Source organism: Streptomyces noursei ATCC 11455, from assembly GCF_001704275.1.
Taxonomy (GTDB): domain Bacteria; phylum Actinomycetota; class Actinomycetes; order Streptomycetales; family Streptomycetaceae; genus Streptomyces; species Streptomyces noursei.
The window spans coordinates 6,130,751-6,144,005 of record NZ_CP011533.1; the positions used below are offsets into that span (position 1 = coordinate 6,130,751).

A 13,255-nucleotide genomic window follows, 5' to 3' on the forward strand; every position below is an offset into this window, starting at 1 on the left:
CCGGCCATCCTTCCACGGCACCGCCGCGCGCAGGACGACGTCCGGATACCGCCAGCGCCCCGACCGCGGTTCGCCGAGGCTGCTCGCATGGACAGGTACCCAGCACTTGCGATTCCGGCCACCGCTCTGAAGGAGCTGCGCGCCACCGACGACGCCGGCCGGCCGATGGAGCCGTACACCGCCCGCACCGACGGGGTGCCGCTGGCCTGCGTGGGCAGTCCGCTGCGCTGCTGCCTGCGGGCCATCGAGGAGGGCGAGCGGGTGGCCCTGGTCTCGTACGCGCCGCTGCGCCGCTGGGCGGCGGAGACGGGGGCCGCGCCGGGGGCCTACGACGAGCAGGGACCGGTCTTCATCCATGCCGAGGAGTGCCCGGGACCGGACCCGGCGGCCACCGGCCACCCGCACGCCCGCGCCGGGGCGTTGCGGACGCTGCGGCGCTACGACGGCCGGGGCCGGATCGTCGGCGGGCGGTACTTCGAGATCCCCGAGGACGCCGCGGGCGGCTTCGAGGCGGCCTTCGACGAGGCGTTCGCCGATCCGGCGGTGGCCCTGGTGCACGTCCGGGCGCTGGAGTACGGCTGTTTCCTGTACGAGGTGCGTCGCCCCTGACGGGGGTGGGGGCGAGTACGCCGACGGCCGGTGCCGGTACGGGGGTCCGTACCGGCACCGGCCGTGGTGCGTCGGGTGCGGGGCGGGTCAGCCGCGCAGCTCGGCGGCGACCAGCTCGGCGATCTGGACGGCGTTGAGCGCCGCGCCCTTGCGGAGGTTGTCGTTGGAGACGAACAGCGCGAGGCCGTTGTCGGCGGTCTCGTCGCGGCGGATCCGGCCCACGAAGGAGGCGTCCTGGCCGGCGGCCTGGAGCGGGGTGGGGACGTCGGAGAGCGCCACGCCGGGGGCGGCGGCCAGCAGCTCCTGGGCGCGCTCGGGGGAGAGGGGGCGCGCGAAGCGGGCGTTGACCTGGAGGGAGTGGCCGGTGAAGACCGGGACGCGGACGCAGGTGCCGGACACCTTCAGCTCCGGGATGTCCAGGATCTTGCGGCTCTCGTGGCGGAGCTTCTGCTCCTCGTCGGTCTCGTTCAGTCCGTCGTCGACGATCGAGCCGGCCATCGGCAGGACGTTGAAGGCGATCGGGCGGACGTAGTTCTCGGGGGCGGGGAACTCCACCGCCGCGCCGTCGTGCGTCAGCTTGGTGGCGTCCTGCTCGACGACCTTGCGGGTCTGCCCGTCCAGCTCGGCGACGCCGGCCAGACCGCTGCCGGACACCGCCTGGTAGGTGGCGACGACCAGGGAGACCAGCTCGGCCTCCTCGTGCAGCGGGCGCAGCACCGGCATGGCGGCCATGGTGGTGCAGTTCGGGTTGGCGATGATGCCCTTGGGCCGGTCGGCGATGGCCTGCGGGTTGACCTCGGCGACGACCAGCGGGACCTGCGGGTCGCGGCGCCAGGCCGAGGAGTTGTCGATCACGACCGGGCCGGCGTCGGCGACCTTCTCCGCCAGCGCCCTGGAGGTGGCGCCGCCGGCCGAGAAGAGCACGATGTCCAGACCGGAGTAGTCCGCGGTGGCGGCGTCCTCGACCGTGATCTCGGTGTCCTGCCAGGGCAGCGTCCGTCCGGCGGACCGGGCCGAAGCGAACAGCCGCAGCTGCTCGACCGGGAAGTTGCGCTCGGCGAGAATGCGCCGCATCACGCCGCCGACCTGTCCGGTCGCTCCGACGATTCCGATCCTCATGGGACTCCTTCTTTCTGACCGGGCCCGCTGGGCCGGCTCCGGGTGTCTGCTGGAACACCTGCTCAGTGGCGCTCCCATCATGTGTGTGAGACCCGTCGCCTTGTCCAATCCATTCCAATAGATGGAGGAGCGGGCCGCGAGGTTGCCCACGGAACGTGTCCGACGGTCGCTGTCGGTCACTCTCCGGGCGGCGGCCGCGGTCAGTGCGGGAGCACGACGACGTACGCGGTGGGCTCCCGGTCCACCGCCGCCATCAGCGCCGTCCGGACCACCGTCGCCTGCTGCTCCGGGGCCTCCCGCAGGGTGCGCGGCCGGCAGCGGACGAGGGTGATGCCGAGCCGCTCCAGGCGCTCCCGGAGCTCGTCGCGGGGCGCGTCGGCGCGGTTGCATTCGGACGGGCGCGGGGTGCGGGTCTCGATCGCCACGGCCACCCCGTACTCGGGCCAGTATGCGTCCACCCCGCCCAGGTACGGGCCGCCCGGCAGGCGCAGATCGACGTTCCACAGCGGGTCGGGCAGCCCGTAGGCGCGCACCGTCTCGTAGAGCCGCTGCTCGGCCAGCGCCCGGCCCTCGGCCATCAGGGCGTCCACCGCGTCCACCACGTGCGGCCGGGTCAGCAGCCGGGCCCGGCTCAGCTCGCGGACCACCGCGGCGGCCTCGCAGTGCCCGCCGCGCACCGCCTCGGTCAGCAGCCGGCGGACCGTGACACCGTCGGTGAGCCCGGCCACCGCGTCCGCCAGCGCCCGCGGGACGGGGGCGGTGGGCACGCCGGTGACCTCCTGCGGGGTCGGCAGGTCCGCGCCCCGGACGATCCCCGCGAAACCGGCCGAGCGCAGCCGCCGGGTGCGCGCCACCAGGACCTCGATGCGGTCCAGGGAGAGCAGCGGGGGAGCGGCGGCGAAGCCGTGCAGGGCGAGTGCGGCCAGGCCGGTGATCATCGGTTCCCGGGTGGTCTCGGCGGCCCGGGGCTGGGCGGGCACGGACGGGCCGCGGTGCCGGGCGTAGAGCAGCGCGGCGTGCAGCCGCTCCTCGCTGGTGGGCGGCCCCTGGTGCAGCAGGTGGACGCCGGGCAGCAGTTGCTGCCAGGGGCCGCCCGGCCGGCAGCGCTCGGCGATCTCGACCGGCGGCACGCCGTGCTCCCGGAGCTGCTGGGTCGTCAGCACCGGGCAGCGGCCGTCGGCGAGGTGGTGGAGGGGGAGCGGGGAGAGCGGGGTGTCGTGGTTCATGCCCGGCAGATTCCCGGCCCCGCTCCGCCCCCTAACCGCTGTTACCCGCCTGTGTCACAAGCGGGACAATACTGCCCTCAAGTACGGGCGTTCGACGGCCGATTAAGGCTGGTCGAGACCCGGGTTACGGCCTGGGTCCGGCCGCCTCGTCACAAGCCTGTGCGCGCAGCGCCCGCCCCAGGTCGTCCCGCTCCTCCAGCACCAGGCGCCGCAGCGCGGGCGCCGCCTCGGGGCGCTGGGCCAGCCAGGCGTCCGCGGCGTCCAGCGTGGCCCGGTCCACCTGCCAGGACGGGAACAGCCCGCGCACCACCGACATCCCGATCTCGATGGAGCGCTCCCGCCAGATCTGCTCGATCACGGTGAAGTAGCGCGGTGCGTACGGCGTCAGCAGCTCCCGTTGCGAGGGCTGCGCGAAGCCGCTGAGGGTCGCCTCCACCAGGGCGTTGGAGAGCGCGTCGGACTCCACCACGTCGGCCCAGGCCGCCGCCTTGACCTCGGCGGCGGGGCGGGCGGCCAGGCAGCGGACCTGGTGCCGCTTGCCGGACGCGGTGTCGTCGCGGGCCAGTTCGGCGCCGATCGCCGCCTCGTCGGCGACCCCGTGCGTGGCCAGCGGCACCAGGAACGCCCAGCGCAGCTCCTGGTCCACGGCCAGTCCGTCGATCTTCGCGGTGCCGTTCAGCAGCCCCTGGAGCAGCTGGAGGTCGGCCGCGGTGGTGGCCACCGCGGCGAAGTGCCGGGCCCAGCTCAGCTGGTGGCCGCTGCCCGGTTCGGCCAGCCGCAGCTCGCGCAGCGCACCCTCGGCCAGCTCGCGGGCGGCCCGCTCGCGGTACTCCGGCGCCACGTAGTGCTCCAGCGCCGCCTCCGCCTGGCCGAGCACCGACTGGAGCACCCCGACGACGGTCTCCGCGCCGGCGAACCGCCGCACCAGCGCCAGGAAGTCACGGGCCGGCATCAGCCCGTCCCGGGTCAGCCCCCACACCGCGGCCCAGCACAGCGCCCGCGCCAGGGGGTCGGTCAGATCGCCGAGCCGGGCCCGCAGGGTGGCCAGCGATCCCTCGTCGAAGCGGGTCTTGCAGTACGTCAGGTCCTCGTCGTTGACCAGGATCAGCTCCGGCCGCTCGACGCCGGCCAGCTCCGGGACGGCCGTCCGCGGCCCGGCCACGTCCACCTCGGCGCGGGCGTAGCGGACCAGCGCGGAGTCCGCGTCGAGACGGCGGTACAGGCCCACCGCGACCCGGTGCGGGCGCAGCTCGGGCTGTTCGGGCGACGCCTCCTGGAGGATGCTCAGCTCGGTGATCCGGTCCTGGGCGTCGTAAGTGACCTGCGGGGACAGGGAGTTGACGCCGGCCGTCTCCAGCCAGGCGCGCGACCAGGAAGCCAGGTCCCGCCCGGAGGTCTCCTCCAGCACCGCCAGCAGGTCCGCGAGCCGGGTGTTGCCGTAGGCGTGCCGCTTGAAGTAGCGCCGGGCGCCCTCCAGGAACGCGTCCTGGCCGACGTACGCCACCAGCTGCTTGAGGACGCTGGCGCCCTTGGCGTAGGTGATGCCGTCGAAGTTGAGCTTGGCGTCCTCCAGGTCGCGGATGTCGGCGGTGATCGGGTGGGTGGAGGGCAGCTGGTCGGCCCGGTACGCCCAGGACTTGCGGCGGTTGGCGAAGGTGATCCAGCCGTCCGTGAAGCGGGTCGCGCCGACCTGCGCGAAGCTGCCCATGAAGTCGGCGTAGGACTCCTTGAGCCACAGGTCGTCCCACCAGTGCATGGTGACCAGGTCGCCGAACCACATGTGCGCCATCTCGTGCAGGATGACGTTGGCCCGGCGCTCGTAGGACGCCTCGGTGACCTTGCCGCGGAAGATGAACTCCTCGCGGAAGGTGACGCAGCCGGGGTTCTCCATCGCGCCGAGGTTGTACTCCGGCACGAACGCCTGGTCGTACTTCCCGAACGGGTAGGGGAAGTCGAAGTGGTCGTGGAAGAAGTCCAGGCCCTGCTTGGTGACGGTGAAGATGTCGTCCGCGTCGAAGTGCCGGGCCAGCCCCTTGCGGCACAGCGCGCCGAGCGGGATCTCCAGCTCGCTGCCGTCCTCGAAGGCGCGGCGGTAGGTGTCGGTGACGTAGTGGTACGGCCCGGCGACCACGGCGGTGATGTACGTCGAGATCGGCTGGGTGGTGGCGAAGCGGTGCCGGCCGCCCGCCCGTCGCCCACCACCGCCCTTCAGCGGAAGCGCTTCGCGCTCCGCTTCGACCGGGCCCTCCTGGGCGCCGTTGCTGAGCACCAGCCAGCCCTCGGGCGCGGTGACCTCGAAGGTGAACGGGGCCTTCAGGTCGGGCTGTTCGAAGTTGGCGAAGACCCGGCGGGAGTCGGCGGGCTCGTACTGGGTGTAGAGGTAGACCTCGCCGTCCTCGGGGTCGACGAAGCGGTGCAGGCCCTCGCCGGTGCGGCTGTAGGCGCACTGCGCGTCGACGACGAGGGTGTTCTCGGCGGCCAGGTCGGCCAGCGCGATCCGGGTGCCGTCGAAGACCTCGGCCGGGTCCAGCGCGCGGCCGTTGAGGGTGACCGCGCCGACCGAGGGCGCCAGGAGGTCCGCGAAGCTCGTCGCGCCGGGTTCGGCGCACCGGAAGCGGATCGTCGTCTGGGAGCGGAAGGTGGCCGCGTCCGCGCCCTCGGCGACCGCTGAGCGGACGTCCAGCGCCACGTCGTAACCGTCGACCGTCAGCAGTCGGCCCCGCTCACGTGCCTCTTCCCGGGACAGATTCTCACCTGGCACCGTGTGCCTCCCTCGCCCTCGTCTCGGATATCGAACACGGGGAATCATGGCACGCATGCCGTCGGTTGAAGCGTGCACGGAACGACGCCGTCGAAGCTCTCAGGAGGAGACCCCGTGTCCGAGCCCGTGAAGACCCCAGCCGACTTCTGGTTCGACCCGCTGTGCCCCTGGGCGTGGCTGACCTCCCGTTGGATGCTGGAGGTGGAGAAGGTCCGCCCGGTCCAGGTGCGCTGGCACGTGATGAGCCTGGCCGTGCTGAACGAGAACAAACTCGACGAACTGCCCGCGCAGTACGCGGAGAACATGCGCCCGGGCGGCAAGGCGTGGGGCCCGGTCCGGGTGGTGACCGCCGCCCAGCAGCTGCACGGCGACGAGGTCGTCGGCAGGCTCTACACCGCGCTCGGCACCCGCTTCCACAACGCCGGTGAGGGCGTCACCCGGGAGGCCGTCGCGGCCGCCCTGGCCGACGCCGGCCTGCCCGCCGACCTGATCGACTACGCCGACAAGGACACCTACGACGCCGAGTTGCGCGCCTCCCACAAGGAGGGCATCGACCTGGTCGGCCAGGAGGTCGGCACCCCGGTGATCGCGGTTCCCGGGCCGGAATACGACAGTGCGAGCGAAGCGAGCTCTTCCGGGGGCGGAGGCCGGGTGACGGGCGGGAAGGTCGCCTTCTTCGGGCCGGTCGTCACGCCCGCTCCCAAGGGCGAGCAGGCCGCCAAGCTGTGGGACGGCACGCTGATGGTCGCGTCCGTCCCCGGCTTCTTCGAGATCAAGCGGACCCGCACGCAGGCGCCGTCCTTCGACTGAGCGTCGGGCCGCCGCCCCGCCCCGTACGCACGAAGCCCCGCGAGTCACGTCCTCGCGGGGCTTCGCTCTTTTCCGCCTGCCATGTGAAGGGTGAGAAGACGATCACGAGGCAGGACGCCTGTAACGCTGTTACGGCGCCAGCAGGAGGTTGTTCGCGCGCTGCTTGGCGGCCGTGTACCGCTTGGCCACGTCCTGCCAGTTCACGACCTTCCACATGGCCTCGATGAAGTCCACCTTCTGGTTCTTGTACTGGAGGTAGAAGGCGTGCTCCCAGGCGTCGAAGACCAGGATCGGCACCGAGCCCTGGCCGACGTTGCCCTGGTGGTCGTAGATCTGCTCGACGATGAGGCGGCCGGTCACCGGCTCGTAGGCCAGCACGCCCCAGCCGGAGCCCTGGGTGGTGGCCGACGCCTTGGACAGCTGCGCCTTGAACTTGGCGAACGAGCCGAAGCTCTCGGCGATGGCGTCGGCCAGCTCACCCACGCCGTCCGCCTCCAGCGGCTCGCCGCCGCCGTCGCCGGTCATGTTGTGCCAGTAGATGCTGTGCAGGATGTGGCCGGAGAGGTGGAACGCGAGGTTCTTCTCCAGGCCGTTGATGTTGCCCCACTGGTCCTTGTCGCGCGCCTCGGCGAGCTGCTCAAGGGTGTCGTTGGCGCCCTTGACGTACGCCGCGTGGTGCTTGTCGTGGTGCAGCTCGATGATCTCCGGGCTGATGACCGGGGCCAGCGCCGAGTAGTCGTAGGGGAGTTCCGGAAGTGTGTAGGTCGCCATGCCGACCCCGCCTCCAAGCTGCGTAAACGCCGTAGTTGCAATCAATGTGCAAGAGCACGCTACCAGCAGCAGTGATCACGGGCCCGGTGCGGCGGGCGTCCTGGTCCCAAAGAAGGAGGCGGGGCGGGACCTCGGAAGGAGGTCCCGCCCCGCCTCGGGAACAGGAGGGCCGGTCGGCCCGGCTACGGCGTCACTGCCGGCTCAGCGCCCGCTGCCGGACGAGCGCGACGATCGTCAGCACCACGCCGAAGCCGCCGGTGAACAGCAGCTGGATCCGCTGGTTGTCGTCGCGCAGCATCAGCACCAGCACCGCGGCGATCCCGGCCAGCGCCACCCACGTGAGGTACGGGAAGGCCCACATCTTCACGATCAGCTTCTCGGGCGCCTCGCGCTCCAACTGCCGCCGGGTGCGCAGCTGCGCGACGGCGATGAAGCCCCAGACCACCAGGACCGCGGCGCCGACCATGTTCAGCAGCCACTGGAAGACGGTGGTCGGCCACCAGAAGCTGAAGAGCACCGCGAGGAACCCGAACGCGGCGCACAGCAGCACCGTCCGGCGCGGCACCCCGCCGCTCACCTTGCCCAGGACGGCCGGGCCCTGGCCGCGGGCGATCAGCGAGTAGGCCATCCGCGAGGAGCCGTAGATGTTGGCGTTCACCGCGGAGAGCAGGGCGACCAGGATGACCACGTTCATGATCTGGCCGGCCGCCGGGATCTTGAGGTAGTCCAGCACCGCCACGTACGGGCCGCTCTTGGCGATCGACGGCGCGCTCCAGGGGATGACGGTGACGATGATCGCCATCGAGCCGACGTAGAACAGCGCGATCCGCCACATCGCGGTGCGCACCGCGCGGGCCACGCCACGGGCCGGGTCCTTGGACTCGGCCGCCGCGATGGTCACCGTCTCCAGGCCGCCGTACGCGAACACCGACGCCAGCAGACCGACCATCAGGCCGTCCACGCCCTTGGGCAGGAAGCCGCCGTCGCCGGTCAGGTGCGCGGTGCCGGGCGCCGAGGTGCCGGGCAGCAGGCCGAAGATGGCCAGCACGCCCAGGATCAGGAACAGGGCGATCGCGGCGACCTTCAGGGCGGCGAACCAGAACTCGAACTCACCGAAGTTGCCGACCGCGGTCAGGTTGGTCGCGGTGAAGACGATCATGATCAGCAGTACCCACATCCACGGCTCGGTGGAGGGGAACCACTGGTGCAGCACGTCCGCGGCGCCCAGTGCCTCGGCCGCCACCGCCACGCACAGCAGCGCGGTGAACATCCAGCCCACGGTGAAGCCGGCCCAGGAGCCGATGGACCGCTCGGCGTGCACCGAGAAGGAGCCGGAGGACGGCCGGGCCGCGGACATCTCGCCGAGCATCCGCATGATCAGCATGACCAGCGCACCGGAGACGGCATAGGCCAGCACGATCGACGGGCCGGCCGCGGCGATGCCCTCGCGGGAACCGACGAACAGCCCCGCGCCGATCACCCCGCCGAGGGCGATCATCGAGAGATGGCGTTGCTTGAGGCCGTGTGACAGCGCGCCGCCGTCCTGGCCGGCGCCCGAGGCCGCGGCGGGCCGCGCACCGGCGGACGCAGCGGACGAGGGTGTCCGATTCATGTCGTACCTGTCCCAGTAGGTGAGATGCGGGCGGGGCGATGGTGCGGTCTCCCGGGGCCGCGGACGGCTCAACTCCGGGGTCCTCGGCAAAGCTGGCTCAGTCTGAGCGTCGCTGTCCGCTCAGGGCAACAGTCGTGCAGCGATTGTTCGGTATTCAGACGCGATCGTGACCGAGCGTGCCTGATAGATCGTCGAATGCGACGAGATGTGAGGTACGTCTCAATGCGGCCGGCGCGCCCGGGAGTTGCCCCGGCGGCCCCGGTCGCACCGCTGCACGACGGTGCTCCTCAGGCCCGCGCCCGACGCGCCCTCAGCTCCCGCGCACCGGCCACCACCAGCACCAACGCGGTCGCACCGGCCGACCACAGCAGCTGCGGCCGGGCCGTGGCATCGGTCAGCATCAGCACGATCACCGCGCCCATCGCCGCCAGCGCCAGCCACGTCAGATAGGGGAACGCCCACATCCGCAGGATCAGCCGCTCCGGCGCCTCCCGTTCGATCCGGGGCCGCAGCCGCAGCTGGGAGACGGCGATCAACCCCCAGACGAACAGCAGCACCGCACCGACGGCGTTGAGCAAGTAGAGGAAGACCGAATCCGGCCACTTGAGATTGAGCAGCACCGAGACGAAGCCGAACGCCACCGAGGCCAGCACCGCCCGGCGCGGCACGCCCCCGCCCGACACCTTCAGCAGCCCGCGCGGCGCCTCGCCGCGCTCGGCCAGCGAGAACACCATCCGCGACGAACCGTAGAGATTGGCGTTCAGCGCCGACAGCAGCGCCACGAACACCACGATGTTCATGATCTGCCCGGCGCCCGGCACCCCGATGTGGTCCAGCACCATCACATACGGGCTCTTGCCCGGCTGCATCGACGACCAGGGCAGCACGGTGACGATGACCAGCATCGAGCCCACGTAGAAGAAGAGGATCCGCCACACCGCGCTGCGCACCGCCCGGCCCACCGCCCGCGCCGGGTCGTCCGACTCGGCCGCCGCGATGGTGACCACCTCCAGGCCGCCGAACGCGAACACCACGGCCAGCACCCCCGAGACCACCCCGGACCAGCCGTGCGGCAGGAACCCGCCGTGCCCGGTGAGGTTGGTCAGCCCGACCGGCTGGCCCGAGTAGGTCGACGCGGCGGGCAGCACCCCGAAGACCGCCAGCAGCGTCAGCGCCAGGAACAGCACGATCGCGGTGACCTTCAGGGCGGCGAACCAGAACTCGAACTCGCCGAAGTTCTTCACCGCGGCCAGATTCGCGACGGTGAAGACGACCATGAAGATCAGCACCCAGCCCCACTGCGGCACCGCCGGCGCCCAGCCGTGTGCGATCCGCGCCGCCCCGGTGGCCTCCACCGCCAGCACCACCACGAGCAGGAACCAGTACAGCCACCCCACGCTGAAGCCGGCCCACCGTCCCAGCGCCCGCTCGGCGTGCACCGAGAACGCCCCGGAGGCCGGCATCGCCGCCGACATCTCCCCGAGCATCCGCATGACCAGCATCGCCAGCGCACCGGCGATCAGATAGGACAGCACGATCCCCGGCCCGGCCACCGCGATGCCCGCCCCGGAGCCGACGAACAGCCCCGCACCGATCACCCCGCCCAGCCCCAGCATCGTCAGATGGCGCTGCTTGAGCCCCCCTGCCAACGGCTCTTTCTCGACCTTCTCGGCCAGGGGCGGCAGTGCGTCGTGCATGGGCTCGTACTCTCGCAAGGGGCGCAAGGGCGGGATCGCCGCCCGGTTTGGGGGAACTCCACAGGTCACCACGGAGCCGTCCCAGTGTCCCCGGCCGGCCCCGACTAGCACAAAACCGGCCCCATGCGGCCGTCCGGTCCGTGACGAGCATCACGTGACCTGCGAAGACGCCCCACGGCCCGGCGGACTCGGGCAGGGTGGCGGTTGTCCGGAACTCCCCAAGCGGGCCGGCACGGCTTTGTCACCGACACACGATGATCGCCGCCGTCCCCCTGAACTAACGTCATCACGTCCCGCCGGATCCACCCCCGGATCCGCCACACACCAGCGGAGTCCCCTGATGAGCACAGTCGCCCCCACCCTCCGTCCTGGAGCGGTCCTCGCCGACCTGCTGCCGGCCGCCACCGCCACCCGCGCCCGCGTCCGCGACGCCGCGCTGGTCGCCGGCGGCGCCGTGATCACCGGCATCGCGGCCCAGATCGCGCTCCCGGTCCCCGGCTCCCCGGTCCCGGTCACCGGCCAGACCTTCGCCGCCCTCCTCGTCGGCGCCTCGCTCGGCGCCCGCCGCGGGCTGGCCTCGCTGGCGCTCTACGCCCTGGCGGGCATGGCCGGCGTGCCGTGGTTCGCCGGCGGCGCCGCCGGCGCCGGCGGCGCCACCTTCGGCTACGTCCTCGGCATGCTGCTCGCCGCCACCGCCGTGGGCGCGCTGGCCCGCCGCGGCGGCGACCGCGGGATGCTCCGCACCGCCGCCACGATGTTCGCCGGCAACGCCGTCATCTACGCGATCGGCGTCCCCTACCTCGCGCTCAGCACGGGGATGTCCCTCGACCGGGCGGTCGCCGTCGGCATGGTGCCGTTCCTGATCGGCGACGCCCTCAAGATCGCCCTGGCCGTGGGCGCGCTGCCCACCGCCTGGAAGCTGGCCGGCCGCCGCGGCTGAGCGCCTAAGAGAACGCCGACGGGGCCCGCACCCACCGAGGGTGCGGGCCCCGTCGTGCGCGCCGTGCGCCCGGGACGGCTAGACGTTCTCCGGCGCCTTCGCGGCCGCCGCCGGCTCCGGCGCCTCACGGGGCCGCCGCTTCTGCAGCACCAGCCCGGCCACCAGCACCACCACGGCCGCCACCACCGACAGCACCATCTGCTCCCGGCCGTTCTTGTCGTAGAACATGTAGCCCACGACGAAGACGATCAGCGCGATGGTGGCGTAGGTCAGCCACGGGTACAGCCACATCCGCACCGTCAGCCGCTCCGGCGTCTCCCGCTCGATGGTCCGGCGCATCCGCAGCTGCGAGACGCAGATCACCAGCCAGACGAAGAGCGCCACCGCGCCCGAGGAGTTCAGCAGGAACTGGAAGATGGTGTCCTTCGAGGTGTAGCTGAAGATCGTCGCGATGAACCCGAAGGCCACCGACGCCCAGATCGCCACCGCCGGGACGCCGCCCTTGTTGACCGTCGCGAACGACTTCGGCGCGTCGCCGCGCTCACCGAGCGAGAACGCCATCCGGGACGCCGTGTAGAGCCCGGAGTTCAGACAGGACAGCACCGCGGTCAGCACGACCACGTCCATCACCACGTCCACGTACGGGATGTGCAGCGACTTCAGCACCGCCACGTACGGGCTCTTGGCCACCTCCGGGGAGTCCCACGGCAGCAGCGTCACGATCACCGCGATCGACCCGATGTAGAACAGCGCGATCCGCCAGATCACGCTGTTGACGGCCTTGCGGACGGCGACCACCGGGTTCGGCGACTCGCTCGCCGCCAGCGTGACGATCTCGCTGCCCATGAAGGAGAAGACCACCAGCAGCATCCCGGAGAGGATCGCGCCCGGTCCCTTCGGCAGGAAGCCGCCGTGTCCGATCAGGTTCGCGGTGCCCACCGCGTCGTGCCCCGGCGGCAGCCCGAAGATCGCCAGCGCGCCGACCACGATGAAGATCACGATCGCCACGACCTTGATCCCGGCGAACCAGAACTCGAACTCGCCGAACGAGCCCACCGACACCAGGTTGGTGCCGGTCAGCACGATCATCACCAGCAGCGCCCAGGCCCACTGGGGCACCGCCGGTATCCAGCCGGTCAGGATCGACGCCGCGGCGGTCGCCTCGACCGCCAGCACCACCGACCAGAAGAACCAGTACAGCCAGCCGATGGTGAAGCCCGCCCAGCGGCCGAGCGCCCGGTCCGCGTACGCGGAGAACGAACCGGAGGTGGGGGAGGCCGCGGCCATCTCGCCCAGCATCCGCATCACCAGCACGACCAGCAGACCGGTCAGCGCGTACGAGAGGAGGATCCCCGGGCCGGCGGCGTTGATGCCGGCTCCGGATCCGACGAACAGGCCGGCGCCGATGACCCCGCCGATGGCGATCATGGACAGATGGCGGTTCTTGAGGCCGGCCTGGAGCCCTTCGGGCGGCCGGTTCGCGGAGCCGTTGCCGGGTTCACCGGCAGCGGGGACCGCGTGAGGGGTAGGCGGGTGCGCGCCCATGTGCACCGTCCTTCGGTGGTTCTCGGTGTCGAACCCAGGCATTAGAACGTTGTTAACGACCGTTTGGAAGAGTCGAATCCGGATCGTGTCGTTACTGGCGAGTTGCCTGAAGCGCCGGGCCACGGCGACAGGACGGGCCGCGCCCCGGTGGCCTCTACCCCGAGA

Annotated in this window: 10 protein-coding genes; 3 read left to right on the forward strand and 7 right to left on the reverse strand. The window is 71.7% G+C overall.

Features of this window, described 5'->3' with window-relative positions; all coding sequences use genetic code 11:
• Positions 1 to 87 precede the first annotated feature (87 nt).
• The gene (locus tag SNOUR_RS25990) at positions 88 to 609 is read left to right on the forward strand and encodes a DUF1203 domain-containing protein (protein WP_067351548.1); all 522 of its coding nucleotides are present in this window, start codon (positions 88 to 90) and stop codon (positions 607 to 609) included.
• A gap of 87 nt (positions 610 to 696) precedes the next feature.
• Here the strand turns inward: SNOUR_RS25990 and SNOUR_RS25995 are convergent, their stop codons facing one another.
• The 3 genes from SNOUR_RS25995 to pepN form a co-directional block, all read right to left on the reverse strand.
• Positions 697 to 1,728, reverse strand: coding sequence for an aspartate-semialdehyde dehydrogenase (locus SNOUR_RS25995; protein WP_067351551.1), 1,032 nt, complete (start codon positions 1,726 to 1,728; stop codon positions 697 to 699).
• Between the two features lie 200 nt (positions 1,729 to 1,928).
• Positions 1,929 to 2,954, reverse strand: coding sequence for a hypothetical protein (locus SNOUR_RS26000; protein WP_067351553.1), 1,026 nt, complete (start codon positions 2,952 to 2,954; stop codon positions 1,929 to 1,931).
• Positions 2,955 to 3,078: 124 nt separating this feature from the next.
• Entirely contained in the window at positions 3,079 to 5,715 is a 2,637-nt protein-coding gene (pepN, locus tag SNOUR_RS26005) for an aminopeptidase N (RefSeq protein WP_067351556.1), read from the reverse strand.
• 114 nt (positions 5,716 to 5,829) lie between these two features.
• Between pepN and SNOUR_RS26010 the strand changes: the two genes are divergently transcribed.
• Positions 5,830 to 6,525 carry a DsbA family protein gene (locus SNOUR_RS26010; protein WP_067351559.1) on the forward strand — a complete coding sequence of 232 codons (696 nt, stop codon included), beginning with the start codon at positions 5,830 to 5,832 and terminating at the stop codon, positions 6,523 to 6,525.
• 129 nt (positions 6,526 to 6,654) lie between these two features.
• Here SNOUR_RS26010 and SNOUR_RS26015 read toward each other — a convergent pair whose 3' ends face one another.
• From SNOUR_RS26015 to SNOUR_RS26025, 3 genes are all read right to left on the reverse strand, one after another.
• Positions 6,655 to 7,296 carry a superoxide dismutase gene (locus tag SNOUR_RS26015; RefSeq protein WP_067351561.1) on the reverse strand — a complete coding sequence of 214 codons (642 nt, stop codon included), beginning with the start codon at positions 7,294 to 7,296 and terminating at the stop codon, positions 6,655 to 6,657.
• Positions 7,297 to 7,486: 190 nt separating this feature from the next.
• Entirely contained in the window at positions 7,487 to 8,908 is a 1,422-nt protein-coding gene (locus SNOUR_RS26020; protein WP_067351564.1) for an amino acid permease, read from the reverse strand.
• Positions 8,909 to 9,195: 287 nt separating this feature from the next.
• Entirely contained in the window at positions 9,196 to 10,605 is a 1,410-nt protein-coding gene (locus SNOUR_RS26025) for an amino acid permease (protein WP_067351567.1), read from the reverse strand.
• A 340-nt stretch (positions 10,606 to 10,945) separates the two neighbouring features.
• On the opposite strand from SNOUR_RS26025, the gene SNOUR_RS26030 reads away from it, so the two are divergent.
• Positions 10,946 to 11,545, forward strand: a complete 600-nt coding sequence (locus SNOUR_RS26030) for a biotin transporter BioY (RefSeq protein ID WP_067351569.1) — start codon at positions 10,946 to 10,948, stop codon at positions 11,543 to 11,545.
• Positions 11,546 to 11,623: 78 nt separating this feature from the next.
• Here the strand turns inward: SNOUR_RS26030 and SNOUR_RS26035 are convergent, their stop codons facing one another.
• Positions 11,624 to 13,090, reverse strand: a complete 1,467-nt coding sequence (locus SNOUR_RS26035; RefSeq protein WP_067351571.1) for an amino acid permease — start codon at positions 13,088 to 13,090, stop codon at positions 11,624 to 11,626.
• Positions 13,091 to 13,255: the final 165 nt, after the last annotated feature.

Bases quoted from the DNA above. Each gene is read 5' to 3' on its own strand.
- SNOUR_RS26000 (WP_067351553.1), bottom strand. From the start codon at position 2,954: ATGAACCACGACACCCCGCTCTCCCCGCTCCCCCTCCACCACCTCGCC.
- SNOUR_RS26015 (WP_067351561.1), bottom strand. From the start codon at position 7,296: ATGGCGACCTACACACTTCCGGAACTCCCCTACGACTACTCGGCGCTG.
- SNOUR_RS25995 (WP_067351551.1), bottom strand. From the start codon at position 1,728: ATGAGGATCGGAATCGTCGGAGCGACCGGACAGGTCGGCGGCGTGATG.
- SNOUR_RS26030 (WP_067351569.1), top strand. From the start codon at position 10,946: ATGAGCACAGTCGCCCCCACCCTCCGTCCTGGAGCGGTCCTCGCCGAC.
- SNOUR_RS26035 (WP_067351571.1), bottom strand. From the start codon at position 13,090: ATGGGCGCGCACCCGCCTACCCCTCACGCGGTCCCCGCTGCCGGTGAA.
- SNOUR_RS26025 (WP_067351567.1), bottom strand. From the start codon at position 10,605: ATGCACGACGCACTGCCGCCCCTGGCCGAGAAGGTCGAGAAAGAGCCG.
- SNOUR_RS26020 (WP_067351564.1), bottom strand. From the start codon at position 8,908: ATGAATCGGACACCCTCGTCCGCTGCGTCCGCCGGTGCGCGGCCCGCC.
- SNOUR_RS25990 (WP_067351548.1), top strand. From the start codon at position 88: ATGGACAGGTACCCAGCACTTGCGATTCCGGCCACCGCTCTGAAGGAG.